The sequence below is a fragment of the Paludibacterium paludis genome (genome assembly GCF_018802605.1).
Classification (GTDB): domain Bacteria; phylum Pseudomonadota; class Gammaproteobacteria; order Burkholderiales; family Chromobacteriaceae; genus Paludibacterium; species Paludibacterium paludis.
Map to the genome: position 1 here is coordinate 1,575,139 of NZ_CP069161.1, position 16,418 is coordinate 1,591,556.

Sequence of the window (16,418 nt, forward strand, 5' to 3'; positions counted from 1 at the left end):
TTCTAGTGCATATTTCCCGCCATGACGAAAAATTCCGTCATAACGGCGCCGGTCTTGCGCGGATTGTGTTGCGCCGGGGGCAACACAATCAGTCTGTCAGCACCAGCGCCATCATGCGTTCGGCCAATTGGTCGACGGTCAGCTCCCCATCCTCGCGGTACCACTGGACGGACCAATGCAGGCTGCCAAGCAAGGTGCGGCGCAGCAGGCGGGTATCGGTCTTGACCAGGCCCTGGCTTGCGGCTTCGTCGAGCACGCTCTGCCACAGCGCTTCGTAGCGGTCGCGCAGCACAATCAGACCGGGGCGGGACGATTCCGATACACTGCGCCATTCGTAGAGCATGACCTCGAGCGCGGCCTGGTTGTCGCCCAACAGCGAATTGAGATGGACGTGGAACAGCGCCGCGAGTTTTTCCCGCGCGCTGCGCGCGGCGGCGATGGCCTCGGCGAGCTGTTCGGTGGTGCGGCTGATGCCAAGGGCCATGACCGCGACGAGGATCTCTTCCTTGGTGCGGAAATGGTAGAACAGGCTGCCGGACTGCAACCCGACGGCATTGCCGAGATCGCGCACGGTGGTGCGCTCGTAGCCCTGGTCGCGGAACAGCCGCGCGGCCGCCTCGATCAATTCCCTGCGGCGGCTGTTTTCTTCGGGAGGGGAGACGTTCAGCGTTTCGAGTGTCTTCATCGTGGTTCGATCAGGCGCATGGCCGCTTGCCATGCGAGGCCGGGCTCAAGGGTTTCCAGGCAGTCGGTGTGACCATAGGGGCAGGTGCGCTCGAAGCAGGGGCTGCAAGGCAGATCGAGGTTCACGATGGCGGCCCGGTCCGACAGCGGCGGCGTGAAATCCGGGCTCGACGATCCGTAAAGGGCGACGAGCGGTTTTTCCAGCGCGGCGGCGACGTGCATCAGCCCGGAGTCGTTGCAGATGGCGATATCCGCGCAGCCCATCAGGTCGATGGCTTCGTCCAGTCCCGTGCGTCCGCACAGATTGACCGCGAGGCCGCCCGACAGGGCGGCGATGTCGTCGCCGATGGCGGCGTCCTTGTTCGATCCGAACAGCCACACCGCATAGCCAACCTCGTGAAAGCGCCGCGCCAGCGCCGCGAAGTGCCGCGCGGGCCAGCGCTTGGCCGGGCCGTATTCGGCGCCCGGACAGAAGGCGGCGACAGGTCGGGCAAGATCCAGTCCCAGCCGCTGGAGGACGTCGTTCCTCGCCGCTTCGTCCACCGTCAGCGACGGGTGGGGAATCGGTCGGGGAATGGCGTGATGCTTGTCTTCGGCGAGCGCGCAAAAGCGCTCGACCATCATCGGCAGGCTCTTTTCGTCAAGTTCGCGCGCATCGTTGAGGATGCCGTAGCGCGACTCGCCGATGAACCCGGTGCGCAGGGGGATGCCCGCCATCAGCGGGATCAGCGCGGATTTGAGCGAATTGGGCAGAACGATGACCTGATCGAATTTTTCGCGGGCCAGCCGGCGCGCGATTTTCCAGCGGGCGCCGAGTTTGAGCGCGCCATGGCCGAACGGATTCAGATGGGCTTTCGCCACTTCGGGCATGCGGGCGAGCAGGGGGAGTGTCCATTGCGGCGCGAAAACGTGCAGCTCCAGCCCCGGATGCCGTTCGTGCAGCCGCCGGTAGAGGGGTTGGGCCATGACGCTGTCGCCAACCCAGGAAGGACCGATAACCAGTATTTTTTTCATGTCAGAACAAGCAAAAAAGGTGCGGCAAGGCGCCGCACCTTTCAAAACGGAAGGCCCGCAGCGGCTCAGTGGTGACCCTTGACCGGGCCGACCAGTTTATAGCGGGTGCCGCAATACGGGCACAGCGCCTCGCCGGTCTTGTGAACCGGCAGGAACACGCGCGGGTGCGCGTTCCATTTCACCATGTCGGGCATCGGACAGTGCAGCGGCAGATCGTCGCCGGTCACTTCGATCTCGCGTCGGGTATTTTCTTTCAATTCAGCCATGGTCTTCCTTGCGGGCCCGCAAACGGGCCTCTTTTTCGGTCAATTATTCGATATAGGTCAGCCAGCGCGCGCTGTCGCCATCCACGCCCTTGACCGCATCGAAGTAGCGTTTCTGGATGTCGGCGGTGACCGGGCCGCGACGGCCTTCGCCGATCATGCGGTTGTCCAGTTCGCGGATCGGGGTGATTTCCGCCGCGGTGCCGGTGAAGAACGCTTCGTCGGCGCTGTAGACTTCGTCGCGGGTGATGCGCTTCTCGACCACCTCGAGGCCCATGCGCGCCGCGATCTGGATGACGGTGTCGCGGGTGATGCCTTCCAGCGCGGAGGTCAGATCCGGCGTGTAGAGCTTGCCTTTGCGCACCAGGAAAATGTTCTCGCCCGAACCTTCGGCGACATAGCCTTCGACGTCCAGCAGCAGGGCTTCGTCGTAGCCGTCGCGCGTCGCCTCGGTGTTGGCGAGGATGGAGTTCATGTAGTTGCCGTTGGCCTTCGCCTTGCACATCGTGATGTTCACGTGGTGCCGGGTGAAGGACGAGGTCTTCACGCGGATGCCCTTTTCGAGGCCGTCCTCACCGAGGTAGGCGCCCCACGGCCAGGCCGCGACGATGACGTGCACGTCGTCGGCGGGCGGCGCCACGCCGAGCTTGCCCGAGCCGTAGAAGGCCATCGGCCGGAAATAGCAGGACTCGAGCTTGTTGGCCTTCACCACATCAAGATGGGCGCGGTTGATCTCGTCCTTGGAGAACGGCAGCTTGATGCCGAGGATATGGGCGGAACGGAACAGGCGATCGGTATGATCCTGCAGACGGAACACCGCCGGGCCGCGCGGCGTGTCGTAGGCGCGCACTCCTTCGAAAACGCCCATGCCGTAATGCAGCGTGTGGGTCAGCACGTGGGTCGTGGCGGAGCGCCAGTCGACAAGCTGGCCATCGTACCAGAGAAAACCATCGCGATCGGACATAGACATCTCGAATTTCTCCACATTTTTGACGAGTTATGACAGCGATTATACCGTCCCGCCGGGGCTTGTGAACGGGGTGGCCAACAAATCTTGCCACAGGCGCCGTCCCGCCTCGTAGTGCGGCGCCGCTTCGGCGCCGATGCGGTCGTGTCCGCCCAGGCGCGCCGCGTGCTGAAGCCGCCGCAACTGGCGGTAGGCATCCTGTCCGGCGCGGGCGAGCGCGGGGTCGATCAGGCCGTTTTCCGCCGCCTCGCCGAGCAGGGCGATGTTGCCGCTGTTGCGGGTCAGCGCCGGCACATCGCGGGCATGGCACAGAATCAGCCACTGCACGAGGAATTCGATGTCGACGATGCCGCCGCGGGCGTGCTTAAGATCGCTGTCGCGGGCCGGGTGGGTCTTGAGCATGCGCTCGCGCATCGCCACGACCTCGTCGCGAAGCCGCGCGGGATCGCGTTGCTGCGTCAGCACCGCGTGGCGCACCGCTTCGAAACGCTGGCCGACCCCGGCATCCCCCGCCACGAAACGCGCCCGCGTCAACGCCTGGTGTTCCCAGACCCAGGCCGTTTGCGCCTGGTAGTTTTCGAAGGCCTGCAGCGAGCTGACCAGCAGGCCGCTCGAGCCGTTCGGCCGCAAGCGCAGATCGATGTCGTACAGCACGCCGGCGCTGGTGGCGCTGGTCAGCCAGGCCACCATGCGCCGCGCCAGGCGCGAATACACGTCGGCGGCATCCGGGTGATCGTCTTCGTAAAGAAAAATCAGGTCGAGATCCGAAGCGTAGCCCAGCTCCTTGCCGCCCAGCTTGCCGTAGCCGATCACGGCGAAACGGTGCGTGTCGCGGTGGCGGTTGCCAAGCAGGCGCCAGACATGCTCGAGGGTGCGGTCGAGCACCAGATCCGCCAGCGCCGAGAGCTCGTCCGACAGCGCCTCCAGCGTCCACATGCCGGCCAGATCCTGCGCCACCAGCCGGAAGGTCTGGGCGTGCTGGAAGTGCCGCAGAGTATCCATCTGCGCTTCGACATCGTCGCCGGCCGCCAGCATCGCGTCGTTCAGTTGCGCGCCAAGCGCCCGCCAGTCGGGCGCGGCGTACAGCACGCGCGCGTCCAGCAATTCGTCGAGCAGGATCGGGTGCCGGTTCAGATAGGCGGCGACCCAGGCGCTGGATGAGCACAGCGCGGCCAGACGCTGCAAGGTCTGCGGATATTCGGTCAAGAGGGCAAGGTAGGAGGCGCGGCCGCTGATGGTTTCCAGTAAGTCGAGAATGCGCGCGAGCGTCGGATCCGGGTCGGGCTGGGCGGCGGCCACTTCGATGAGCGGCCCGATCAGGGCGTCGAACTTCTTGCGATTGGCCTGGGCCATTTGCTGATAGCGCTGGCTGGCGGCGAGACTTTTTAGGCGGCGTTCGACATCGTCGGGCGCAAGATAGCCAAGTTGGGCGAGTTCGTCGGCGATGCCGGTTTCGCCAAGGTCGCGCCACAGACGCGAGAGCGGATGATCCGGCGCGCCTTCGGTCGGCAGGAAAAACACCTGTTCGAAGTGGCGCGTGACGCGGCGGCGCTGTTCGTTCAGCGCATCGAGAAAGCTCGCGGTGTCGGCAAAGCCAAGGCTGTGGGCGAGGGAGAGCAGGGCGGGCCCGTCGTCCGGCAGCGCCTGGGTCTGCTGATCGTCGCGGTATTGCAGCCGGTGCTCTAGCGCGCGCAGGAAGGCGTAGGCTTCCTGCAGTTCATCGACCGCGCGGTTTTCCAGAAGCCGCAATTCGCGCAGCCGCTCGAGCGTCTCGCGGGTGCCGCGCAACTGCAGGCTGCGCTCGCGTCCTCCGCGGATCAACTGGAATACCTGGGCGATGAATTCGATCTCGCGGATGCCGCCCGGGCCAAGCTTGATGTTGGTCGCCATGTCGCGGCGCGCGACTTCGCGGCGGATCTGGGCGTGCAGGTCGCGCATCGCGCCGTAAGCGCCGTAGTCGAGGTATTTGCGGTAGACGAACGGCCTGACCAGATCCGTCAGCAGCGAAGCGTCGCCGGTGATCACCCGGGCCTTGATCCAGGCATAGCGTTCCCATTCGCGCCCCTGGGCCAGCAGATAGTTCTCCAGGGCGGCGAGGCTCATCACCAGCGGGCCGGAGTCGCCGTAGGGCCGCAGGCGCATGTCGACACGGAACACCCTGCCATCGATGGTCGGTTCGTCGAGCAAGGCGATGACTTTCTTGCCCAGCTGGGTGAAATACTCGTGATTGGACAAGCCGCGCCCGCCGCGGGTTTCCCCGCTTTCCGGATACAGGAACACCAGGTCGATGTCGGAGGAGGCGTTCAGTTCATTGCCGCCAAGCTTGCCCATGCCGATCACGATGAGCGACTGGATTTCCCCGCTCTCTTCGCCGACCGGTGTGCCATAGTGAGACAAGGACGCGGCCGCGGCGTCGACGGCCAGGCGAATGGCGAAATCGGCCAGCGCCGAGAGGGTGGTGACCACCTCGTCAAGCGTTGCGAGTCCGGCCAGATCCCTGACGATCAGCCGGGAGAACACCGCTTCGCGCAGGCGCCGCAGCTCCGGGGCGAGGGCGTCGGCGCCGGGCAGGGCCCGCCAGTCGGCGAAGGCGGCCATCTCGCCGGCGGAGAATGGACGAAGGGTTCCGTCAAGCAGCGAAGCACGCAGCGTTTCGCTGGCCGTTAGCCGGCGGGTCAGGAATCCGGAAAACTGCCCGGCTTTGGCGATGGCGTCCTCGGCAATTGATGGCATAATGTCGCAATCCTTTTTGGGTGTCCCCGATCATCACATTGTAATGGTTTAAGCCTTTTGGAAAAGCATCCGGAACGCGTTCCCGACTGGCGCGTGATCGCCACACTGCGCCGCTTGGTCAAAACACTCGCTGTGGCGGGGGGGCTGGCCGCGCTGCTCATATCGCTGGCCTTCGCCGTGTTCACCTGGTGGTTCTTGCCGCGACTTGACGACTATCGCCCCGGACTCGCGGCGCAAATCAGCCGGGCCGTCGGCCGGCCGGTGAGCATTCGCGACCTGTCGGGGCAATGGGAAGGGGTCGCGCCGCGACTGACCCTTAACCGGGTGAGCATCACCGATCCCATGGGCGGGCAGGCCCTGACCCTGGCGCGTGTCGACATCAAACCGTCCTGGATGAGCCTCGTGCGTTTTGAACCGCAGCTCGCGCTGATCGAAATCGCCGGCCCGTCGCTGGAAGTGCGGCGCACCCGCGCCGATGCGCTCATGCTCAACGGGTTCCCGCTTACCCAGGGGAAGTCCGACGGCCGGCTCGGCAACTGGCTGCTGCGCCAGCCCCGCATTCTGGTCCGCGGCGCCAGGATCGACTGGCAGGACGATTACCTGGGCTTGCCGCCGCTCGGTATCGCCCAGGGCGAGCTGGAGTTGACCAGCGGCCTGCTCGGGCATCGGCTGCGTGTCGCCGGACAGCCGGTTTTCAGTCCGGGCACCACCGCCGAACTCACGGCGCGCTGGAGCGGCGACGATCTTCATCAGTGGCGGACCTGGAGCGGCTCCGTTTCGGCCCGGCTGAGCGGTGCCCGCGTTGGGGCGTGGAACCGCTATCTGTCGGCATTCGGCCTGTTGCGCTCGGGCGAAGGCGACGGCACGCTCTCCGCTTCGTTCAGCGAAGGACGGCTGGACTCGCTGGAAGCCGATGTGCGCGTCAAGAACGCCGCCTGGCGCATTCCCGACGGCAAAGAACTGGTGTTTCCCGAACTGGGCGGGCGCCTGTCCCTGCAACGCCAAGGGGAGCGTTACCGGATCCATGCGTCGGATCTGACGCTGGCGAGCCAGACCGGTCTCGCCTTCAACCACACCGGCATCGAAGGGCAATGGCAGGGCGGCGCGCAGGGGTTCGGCGAATTGACGCTGGATAACGCCGATTTGCACCACCTGACCCCGTTCATTCACGCACTGGGCGCGGACAATAATCCGCTGTTCGCCCGGTTTTCACCATCCGGCACCGTCGCCGCGCTCAAAGTCAGCTGGAAGGGGCCGCTGACGGCGCCGACCCATTATGCGCTGCAAAGCCGGTTTTCCGATCTGGCCTGGGCGCCTGTCGACACCCTTCCGGGTGTGGCCGGCGTCAGCGGCAGCGTGCGCTTTGACGAAAACGGCGGGCAATTGATCGTGGCGGGCAGCAAAGCGCGCATCGACATGCCGCGTGTATTCCCGGAGGCGTTGGGATTCGAGGTTTTCGATTCGGATGTGGTGTGGAAACGCGAGCAGTCCGGTGTCGGCATCACGATCCGGACCGCGCGTTTCGCCAACGCGGACCTGAAAGGCTCGTTGAAGGGTAGCTACCGTTATGCCGGCACGGGCGCCGGAACGGCCGACCTGACGGCTTCGCTGACCGGATTGCCGGCCAACCGCGTGGTGCACTATCTGCCCTACGCGGCGGGCCAGGATACCCGCGCCTGGCTGGGCAAGGCGCTGGGCGCCGGCCGGCTGAACAATGTGTCCATGGTGCTCAGGGGCGATATGGACGCCTTCCCGTTCAAGGGCGGCAAGGGCGGCGAGTTCCTGGTCAAGGGCGATGTCGAAAAAGCCAGCCTGCTCTTCGAAACCGGCTGGCCGACTCTCGATGGCATCGATACCGCGCTGGTGTTCCACAACGAGCGGATGGAGGTTCTGCCCAGAACGGTGTCGACGCTCGGCGTACCGCTGTCGGGCGTGAAAGTGATCCTGCCGGATCTGACCGCGGACAACGCCTGGCTGGACATTACCGGCCGGGCCGACGCGCCGCTGGCCAAAATGCTGACCTATACCACGCGCAGTCCGGTGGACAAATGGCTGTCCGGTTTCACCGGGCAGATCCGCGCGAGCGGGGATGCCACGCTCGCCCTCGAATTGAAAGTGCCGCTATCGGGGCCGGATACGACCCGGGTGCGCGGCCGCATCGGTTTTGTCGGCAACCGGCTGGAAATGACGCGCTTGCCGTTGCCGCCGCTGGATACCGTGCGCGGTCCGCTGATCTTTACCGAGAAAGGCGTCGAAAGCCCCGGTCTTGCCGTTTCGGCGTTCGGCGGCAATTTCGCCCTCACCGCCAAAACCGCCAGGGCCGGGCGCATGGAGTTCGCGCTGGACGGCGAGGCGCCGACCGGCACGATCCTGTCGCGCTACGCGGACTTTCTGGTGCCGCATGTGTCGGGCAAGTCGCGGTTCGCCGCCCGTTTCGCCGTGACGCACGGGCTGGAGTCCCTGCTGGTGACCTCCGATCTTGCCGGCACCGCCATCACGGCGCCGGCCCCGGTGGGCAAGGAGGCCGCGGCGGCGCTGCCCCTGTCGCTCGAGTTGCGCCCCGAGACCGCCGGCATGGGACTGAGATTCACGCTCGGCGGGCGGGCAGCCGGGCACCTGCGGCTTGCCGACGACGGTTCGCTCAAGGCCGGCGCCGTGGCCGTCGGCCGTCCGGTCCCCGCCTCGTTGCCGGACGGCCTGCAAATTCTGGTAAGCGCCCCGAAGCTGGATCTGGCGCCGTGGGTCGGCGTCGTGCGCGGCGGCCGCGGCGTCTCCACGACCGAATGGCCGCTGACTGTGTCCATCGACAGCCCGCTGGTGACATTGGGGCGGTACCGTTTCGACAAGGTCAGCGCCGAAGTGCGCCATCTTCCCGGGGGTGACGACTGGCAGGCCCGGTTGCGGTCCGCGCAGATTTCCGGGCATCTGAGCTATCTTGCGCAAGGCGGCGGCCAGCTTCGCGCCCGTCTGCCCCGTTTCGATCTTAATGGCCTCGCGCCGCGCGGCGAAACCGAACCTTCGGCGCAGGGCGGCGGGATGGACGCCTTCGAATTGCCGGCGATGGATGTGCGAGTCGACGAGCTTTTGCTTGACGGCAATCCGGTCGGCAGCCTGGATTTGGCCGCGCGGCGCCAGGGGGATGACTGGTTGCTGGACAAGGTGTTGCTCAAGGCCGCCTATGGCACGCTCAGCGGCTCGGCTCGGGTGCAGGGCGGCGGCGGACCGTCGCCGCGCGCGGTGCACAGCCGTCTGCAACTGGATGCCGCGGATATCGGCAAGATGCTCGACCGCTTCGGCGTGCGCGACAGCTTCCGCAAGGGGCAGGGCCGTCTTTCCGGTGATCTGAGCTGGCCGGGCGGACTCGCCGACTTCCAGTTGGAGAAGGTCAGCGGGCAGGTCTCGATGGATCTGAAGGACGGTCGTTTCGCCAAGGTCGACCCCGGCGTCGCGCGCCTTTTGGGGGTACTCAGCCTGCAGTCGCTGACGCGGCGCTTCCGTCTGGATTTCACGGATGTCTTCAGCGACGGCTTCGCGTTTGATACGCTGAAAGGCGACGCGCGTGTGACGGCGGGCGTGTTCCGTTCGGACAACACCCAGATGAAGGGCCCGGCCGCGGACGTGGCCATCCGCGGGCAGGTCAATCTGGTGAACGAAACCCAGTCGATCAGCCTGCACGTCGAGCCGCACCTCGCCGAGAGCGTGGCGCTGGCGACCGGCGCGGCGCTGATCAACCCGGTGGTCGGCGTGGCGGCGCTCGCCGCGCAAAAAGTGCTCAAGGATCCGGTGGGACGGATCTTTTCGGTCGATTATGAAGTGACGGGCACCTTGCGCGACCCGGTCGTCAGCAAAAAAACCGCCAACCAGGAGAAACGGAGCCCGCAACCATGAAGACATCCTTTATCGCCGCATCGGTGCAGATGGTGTCCGGCACCGACGTCGATCGCAACATCGCCCGGGCCCGCGAACTCGTCGCCGAGGCGGCGTCGCGCGGCGCGACCCTTGTGGCGCTGCCGGAGTATTTCTGCCTGATGGGGCGCGCCGACACCGACAAGATCGCGCGCCGCGAAACTTTCGGCGCCGGGCCGATCCAGGAGGCGCTCGCGGCCATGGCGCGCGAGCATGGCGTCTGGCTGTCGGCCGGGACGGTGCCCCTGGTGTGTCCGGACGAGACGAAAGTCTACAATACCAGTCTGTTCTTCGATCCGGAGGGGCGGGTGGCGGCGCGTTACGACAAGATCCACCTGTTCGGGTTTTCCGGGATGGGGGAGCGCTATTGCGAATCCGATTCGATCCTGCCGGGTGGCGCGCCCGTCAAGGCCGAGACGCCTTTTGCCTCCATCGCGTTCGGAATCTGCTACGATCTGCGTTTCCCGGAAATGTTCCGGAGCCTTGCGCCTTTCGATGTTCTGATTCTGCCCGCCGCGTTCACCGCGGTGACGGGCGAGGCGCATTGGGAGACCCTGATCCGCGCGCGCGCCATTGAAAACCAGTGTTACGTCGTCGCCTCGGCGCAAGGCGGCGAACATGAGAACGGCCGCAAGACGCACGGGCAGTCGATGATCGTCGATCCGTGGGGACGCGTCGTGGCCGAACTGAAAAAAGGCGAGGGCGTGGTCACGGCCTCGATCGATGTGAATGTCATTCAATCGGTGCGCACCCGCTTGCCGGCGCTTGCCCATCGCGTACTGTGAAGAAAGAATCCGCCATGGAAGATGTGTTTACCACCGCCGAGTCCCTGCTGCTCAAACCGTTCGGGCTGGACGAGGGATCGCTTGAAACGACCCTGTCGCTGATCACCCGTCATGATGTCGATTATGCCGATCTGTACTTCCAGCACACCTGTCACGAGGCCTGGAGTCTGGAGGAGGGCATCGTCAAGTCCGGCAGTTTCAGCATCGACCAGGGGGTCGGCGTGCGCGCCGTGTCCGGCGACAAGACCGCGTTCGCCTACTCGGACGATATCAGTCTTGAAGCGCTGACGCGCACCGCGACCGCCGTGCGCGCCATCGGCCGCCAGGGCGGCGCGGGCTCGGTGGGCATGCCGGGCAGCCGGCACGGCTTTGACCGCCTCTATCCGGCGATCGATCCGTGCGCGAGTCTCGATGCCGCCGCCAAGGTGGCGCTGCTGGAGAAAGTGGAGCGCCTCGCCCGGGCGATGGATCCGCGTGTCATCCAGGTGATGGCCGGGCTGAGTTCCGAATACGACGTGGTGTTCATCGCCCGCCATGACGGCGTGCGGGTCGCCGATGTGCGCCCCCTGGTGCGCCTGTCGGTGTATGTCATCGCAGAGCAGAATGGCCGCCGCGAGCAGGGCGGCAGCGGCGTCGGCGGGCGCTACGACCTGACCCGCTTCGACGATGCGCTGGTGGAGCGCCACGTGCGCGAAGCCGTCGATCAGGCGCTCGTCAATCTGGATTCGCGCCCCGCGCCGGCCGGCCAGATGACCGTGGTGCTGGCGCCCGGATGGCCGGGCGTGCTGCTGCACGAGGCGGTGGGGCATGGCCTGGAAGGCGACTTCAACCGCAAGGGCACCAGCGCGTTTTCCGGAATGATCGGCCAGCGGGTCGCCGCGCCGGGCGTCACGGTGGTCGACGACGGCACCCTGGCCGACCGGCGTGGATCGCTGTCCATCGACGACGAGGGCAACCTGACCCAGCGCACCGTGCTCATCGAGGACGGCATCCTCAAGGGCTATATGCAGGACGCGATGAACGCGCGGCTGATGAACGCCGCGCCGACCGGCAACGGCCGGCGCGAATCGTACGCCCACATTCCGATGCCGCGCATGACCAACACCTACATGCTCGCCGGACAGCACGATCCGGCGGAAATCATCGCCTCGGTCAAGGACGGCCTTTACGCGGTCAACTTCGGCGGGGGCCAGGTCGACATCACCAGCGGACGCTTCGTTTTCTCGGCTTCCGAAGCCTGGCGCATCGAGAACGGCAAGCTGACCTACCCGGTCAAGGGCGCGACCCTGATCGGCAACGGACCGGAAGTGCTGAACCACGTGTCGATGATCGGCAGCGACATGGCGCTCGACAGCGGCATCGGCGTGTGCGGCAAGGAAGGCCAGAGCGTGCCGGTGGGCGTCGGTCAGCCGACGATGCGCATCGACGGCGGCCTGACGGTCGGCGGCACGGGCGCCTGATCCGCCGGCAACGGGGAGCCGTCCGGAGGCTCCCCGCGCCCCGTTTCTTTTCCTTTGGCCGGCGTGACGGCGCCGGTCACACCATCCTTTCCGGCCGCACCCAGCTGTCGAATTCCTCCGCCGTGACATAGCCCGATTCCAGCGCCGCTTCGCGCAGCGAAATACGCTGGTGGTGCGCCTGCTTGGCGATCCGCGCCGCCTTGTCGTAGCCGATATGCGGGCTCAGGGCGGTCACCAGCATCAGCGAATGGCCGACCAGTTCGCCGATACGCCGCAGATCAGGCTCCATGCCGCTCACGCAGTGCGTCTCGAATCCTTTCATGGCATCGCCGAGCAAGCGGATGCTCTGCATGAGATTGTGAATGATCAGGGGTTTGCAGACGTTCAGTTCGAAGTTGCCCGACGCGCCGCCCACGGTGATCGCCACGTCGTTGCCCATCACCTGGCAGCACACCATGATGAGCGCCTCGCATTGGGTGGGATTGACCTTGCCGGGCATGATGGAACTGCCCGGTTCGTTTTCCGGGAGTGTCAACTCGCCGATGCCCGAGCGCGGGCCGGACGCCAGCCAGCGGATGTCGTTGGCGATTTTCATCAGGGCGACCGCCAGGGTCTTCAGCCCCGCGTGGCAGGCGACCAGCGCGTCGTGCGCCGCGAGGGCCGCGAAGAAATTGCCCGCGCGCCGGAACGGCAGGCCGGTTTCGGCGGCCAGCTCGTGCGCCACGCGCGGGCCGAACTCCGGATGGGTGTTCAATCCCGTGCCGACGGCGGTCCCACCCGCCGCCAGTTCGAGCACGCCGTCAAGACTGCCGACGATGACGCGCCGGGCGTGATCGAGCTGGGCGACCCATCCGGAAATCTCCTGCCCGAGTGTCAGGGGTGTGGCGTCCTGCAGGTGGGTGCGCCCGATCTTGACGATGCCGGCAAAGGCGATGGCCTTGCACTGCAGCGCGTCCCGCAGCGAGCCGAGCGCGGGCAGGAGGTCGTGCGACAGCGCGAGCGCCGCGGCAACGTGCATGGCGGTGGGGAACATGTCGTTCGACGACTGGCCCAGATTCACATGGTCGTTGGGGTGCACGCGCCGGGTTTGCGCCGCGCCGTCGTCAAGATGGCGCGATGCGAGATTGGCCAGCACTTCGTTGACGTTCATATTGGTCTGGGTGCCGGATCCGGTTTGCCACACCGACAAGGGGAACGCGTCGCGGTGCTCGCCGGCGAGGATGGCCCCGGCGGCGCTGGCGATCGCGTCGGCGCGAACCGGATCGAGACGGTCGAGTCCCGCGTTGACGCGCGCGGCGATGCCCTTGATGCGGACCAGCGCCAGAATGAGCGCGTCGGGCATGCGCTCGGTGGAAATCTGGAAATTCATCAACGAGCGCTGTGTCTGGGCGCCCCACAGCGCGGCGGTGGGAACCTCGACCTCGCCCAACGAGTCCTGCTCGATTCTGTTGGTAGTGTTCATGGTCATGCCCTTGATGAGTAAAATAAAATGAACGTTTTGACGGAAAGTGAGTCTCGCTACAGTGTAGACCTTCCATGACCGGGGGCACTATCGCCGCCGGCCTGTCCTGAGCATCGCACCTTGGGGAGGTACCTCGCATGACCCTCGAACCGCATGATCTGCCGGACGATCTTCGGCAGCCTTTCGGGCCTTCCGCCCATTTCTTTTCCCTTCCCGCCCTGGAGCGCGCCGGCTTTGGCAGGGTGTCGCGCCTGCCTGTATCGCTGCGCATCGTACTGGAATCGCTGTTGCGCAACCGGGACGGTATCCGGATCACGGATGATCATGTCCGCGCGCTGGCGAACTGGCGGCCCGATGCGCCGCGCAGCGAGGAAATTCCTTTTGTGGTGGCGCGCATCGTGCTGCAGGATTTCACCGGCGTGCCGCTGTTGTGCGATCTGGCGGCGATGCGCGATGCGGCCGGTCGTTTCGGCCGTCCTCCGCGCCTGGTGGAGCCGCTCGTGCCGGTCGATCTGGTGGTCGACCACTCGGTGCAGATCGATCACTTCCGCGAACGGGACGCCCTGGATCTGAACATGCGCCTGGAGTTCCGGCGCAATGCCGAGCGTTACCGCTTCATCAAATGGGGCATGCAGGCGTTCGATACCTTCCGGGTGATTCCGCCGGGTGTCGGCATCGTGCACCAGGTGAACCTGGAATACCTGGCCCGGGGCGTGATCGAACGAGACGGAGCGGTGTTCCCCGATACCCTCGTCGGCACCGATTCGCACACCACGATGATCAATGCGCTGGGCGTGGTGGGGTGGGGCGTCGGCGGCATCGAGGCGGAGGCGGGCATGTTGGGCCAGCCGGTGTACATCCTGACGCCGGATGTGGTCGGGGTGCATCTGGCGGGCCGGCTGCGCGAGGGCGTCACGGCCACCGACCTTGTGTTGACGCTGACCGAAATGCTGCGCAAGGCCCGGGTTGTCGGCAAGTTCGTCGAGTTTTTCGGGGAGGGGGCGGCCTCGCTGTCGCTGCCGGACCGCGCCACCATCGCCAACATGGCGCCCGAGTACGGCGCGACCATGGGGTTTTTTCCGCCGGACGAGGAAACCGCCGCCTACCTTGCCGCCACCGGACGCAGCGCCGGCGAGGTCGAGCGCTTTCGCGCGTATTTCCAGGCCCAGGCGATGTTCGGCATGCCCGTGGCCGGGCAGATCGATTACAGCGAGGTGCTGACGCTCGATCTGTCGGGTGTCGTATCCAGCGTCGCCGGACCGCGCCGTCCGCAAGACCGGATTCCCCTGCCGGAACTGAAAACCGACTTGGCGCGGCTGCTCGCCGCGGACGCGGCCCAGGGGGGCTATGGCAAGGCGAAGGACGCGCACGCGCGCCACGCCCTGACACCGGACACGACGCTGGGTCATGGCGATGTGTTGATCGCCGCCATCACTTCATGCACCAACACCTCCAATCCCGGGGTGATGCTGGCGGCCGGTCTGCTCGCGAAAAAGGCCGTGGCGCGCGGTCTGCGTGTGGCTCCGCATATCAAGACATCGCTTGCGCCCGGCTCGCGCGTGGTGACGGATTACCTGACGCGCTCCGGCTTGCTGGAACCCCTCGAGGCGCTCGGTTTCGGCGTGGCGGCCTACGGGTGCACGACCTGTATCGGCAATGCCGGCCCCCTGAACGCGGATATCGAGCGTGTGGTGGCCGATCACGATCTGGTGACCTGTTCGGTGCTGTCGGGCAACCGTAATTTCGAGGCGCGCATCCATCCGGCCATCAAGGCCAACTTCCTGATGAGTCCGCCCCTGGTGGTGGCCTTCGCGCTGGCCGGACGGGCCGACATCGACATGACAATGGAGCCGCTCGGTCATGACGCCGAAGGTGAGCCGGTGTTCCTGCGCGATATCTGGCCAAGTCAGGAGGAAGTCGGCGAGGCGCTGCGCGGCGCGTCGGACGCCGACACGTACCGGCGGCTTTACGAATCGTTCGCCCGCGGCAATCCCTTGTGGGACGGCATCGAATCGCCGGCCGGGGAGACATACGGCTGGAATCCGTCGACCTATATCGCCAGGCCGCCTTTCTTCGAGGATTTCGCGCTCGAGCCGGCAACGCCCGAGCCGGTGCTCGGCGCCAGGGCGCTGGCGATTTTCGGGGATTCTGTCACCACAGACCATATCAGCCCGGCAGGTTCGATCAAGAGCGCGTCGCCGGCCGGCGATTTTTTGCGCGCGGCGGGCGTGGGACAGGATGAGTTCAACAGTTACGGCTCTCGGCGCGGCAATCACGACATCATGATGCGCGGCACCTTCGCCAATGTGCGTATCCGCAACCGCATGCTGCCGCCGGACGAGGAGGGCAAGCCCGTGGAGGGGGGGCTGACACTGATGCAGCCAGGGGGCGAGCGCCGCTTCATCTTCGATGCCGCGATGGCTTATCGTGACGCCGGCACGCCGACGCTGGTGTTCGCCGGCGAAGAGTACGGCACCGGTTCGAGCCGCGACTGGGCGGCCAAGGGCACGCGCCTCTTGGGCGTACGCGCGGTGATCGCCCGCAGTTTCGAGCGCATCCATCGCTCGAACCTGGTCGGGATGGGCGTGCTGCCGCTGCAGTTCACCGGCGAGGATTCCGCCGACCGTCTCGGTATCGCCGGGGACGAGCTCTTCGATCTCATCGGCCTGGACAGCGGCATCGCCCCGGGTCAGACCGTCACGTTGCGTATCCGGCGCGCTGCCGGCAAGGTGACGGAGTGCCCGCTGCTGTTGCGTATCGATACGCCGGTGGAAGTGGAGTATTACCGTCACGGCGGCATCCTGCCCTATGTGCTTAGGGGGCTGCTGAAGGGGGGCGAGTGACCCGTGCGAGCGGCGGTGTCGTCCGCTTTGAGGAAATCGGTGTTTTTTCGAGGGCAGAGCGAAGCGTAAAAGCAAACAGGCGGTGAACCGTAACCCGGTTCGCCGCCTGTTTGCGCGTGTCTGGTGGAGGGAGAAGGATTCGAACCTTCGAAGGCTGAGCCGTCAGATTTACAGTCTGATCCCTTTGACCGCTCGGGAATCCCTCCAGAGAGGCCGAATAATAACGGGGGACGGACTAGGGGTCAATAGGGCGCGGCAGTTTTTCTTGCAGGTCCGGCGTGGCGCGGTTAAGGTATCAGCC

10 protein-coding genes and 1 tRNA gene are annotated in these 16,418 nt (G+C 65.9%); 4 read left to right on the top strand and 7 right to left on the bottom strand.

Features of this window, described 5'->3' with window-relative positions:
* Positions 1–88: 88 nt before the first annotated feature.
* The 5 genes from JNO50_RS07175 to glnE form a co-directional block, all read right to left on the bottom strand.
* Positions 89–685 (bottom strand): TetR/AcrR family transcriptional regulator, encoded by a 597-nt coding sequence (locus JNO50_RS07175; protein ID WP_189535517.1) that lies wholly within the window; start codon positions 683–685, stop codon positions 89–91.
* The gene (gene waaF, locus JNO50_RS07180) at positions 682–1,650 is read right to left on the bottom strand and encodes a lipopolysaccharide heptosyltransferase II (protein WP_244976383.1); all 969 of its coding nucleotides are present in this window, start codon (positions 1,648–1,650) and stop codon (positions 682–684) included. Before waaF ends, JNO50_RS07175 begins: the two co-directional genes overlap by 4 nt.
* A gap of 113 nt (positions 1,651–1,763) precedes the next feature.
* Entirely contained in the window at positions 1,764–1,964 is a 201-nt protein-coding gene (locus JNO50_RS07185) for a zinc-finger domain-containing protein (protein WP_189535522.1), read from the bottom strand.
* 43 nt (positions 1,965–2,007) lie between these two features.
* Complete coding sequence (locus JNO50_RS07190; RefSeq protein ID WP_189535524.1) at positions 2,008–2,931, bottom strand: branched-chain amino acid transaminase; 924 nt, start codon at positions 2,929–2,931, stop codon at positions 2,008–2,010.
* Positions 2,932–2,970: 39 nt separating this feature from the next.
* Positions 2,971–5,661, bottom strand: coding sequence for a bifunctional [glutamate--ammonia ligase]-adenylyl-L-tyrosine phosphorylase/[glutamate--ammonia-ligase] adenylyltransferase (gene glnE / locus JNO50_RS07195; protein ID WP_189535526.1), 2,691 nt, complete (start codon positions 5,659–5,661; stop codon positions 2,971–2,973).
* 57 nt (positions 5,662–5,718) lie between these two features.
* Between glnE and JNO50_RS07200 the strand changes: the two genes are divergently transcribed.
* Genes JNO50_RS07200 through tldD form a run of 3 tightly spaced genes read left to right on the top strand, consistent with a single transcriptional unit; the run spans position 5,719 to position 11,812 of the window.
* Positions 5,719–9,549, top strand: a complete 3,831-nt coding sequence (locus tag JNO50_RS07200) for a YhdP family protein (protein WP_189535529.1) — start codon at positions 5,719–5,721, stop codon at positions 9,547–9,549.
* Complete coding sequence (locus tag JNO50_RS07205) at positions 9,546–10,352, top strand: carbon-nitrogen hydrolase family protein (protein ID WP_189535531.1); 807 nt, start codon at positions 9,546–9,548, stop codon at positions 10,350–10,352. Before JNO50_RS07200 ends, JNO50_RS07205 begins: the two co-directional genes overlap by 4 nt.
* Positions 10,353–10,366: 14 nt before the next feature.
* Positions 10,367–11,812 carry a metalloprotease TldD gene (gene tldD, locus JNO50_RS07210; RefSeq protein ID WP_189535533.1) on the top strand — a complete coding sequence of 482 codons (1,446 nt, stop codon included), beginning with the start codon at positions 10,367–10,369 and terminating at the stop codon, positions 11,810–11,812.
* A gap of 76 nt (positions 11,813–11,888) precedes the next feature.
* Here the strand turns inward: tldD and fumC are convergent, their stop codons facing one another.
* Positions 11,889–13,274, bottom strand: coding sequence for a class II fumarate hydratase (gene fumC, locus JNO50_RS07215; RefSeq protein ID WP_189535535.1), 1,386 nt, complete (start codon positions 13,272–13,274; stop codon positions 11,889–11,891).
* Between the two features lie 137 nt (positions 13,275–13,411).
* Between fumC and acnA the strand changes: the two genes are divergently transcribed.
* The gene (acnA, locus tag JNO50_RS07220) at positions 13,412–16,117 is read left to right on the top strand and encodes an aconitate hydratase AcnA (RefSeq protein ID WP_189535537.1); all 2,706 of its coding nucleotides are present in this window, start codon (positions 13,412–13,414) and stop codon (positions 16,115–16,117) included.
* A 121-nt stretch (positions 16,118–16,238) separates the two neighbouring features.
* Here the strand turns inward: acnA and JNO50_RS07225 are convergent.
* Positions 16,239–16,323, bottom strand: a tRNA-Tyr gene (locus tag JNO50_RS07225).
* Between the last annotated feature and the right edge of the window lie 95 nt (positions 16,324–16,418).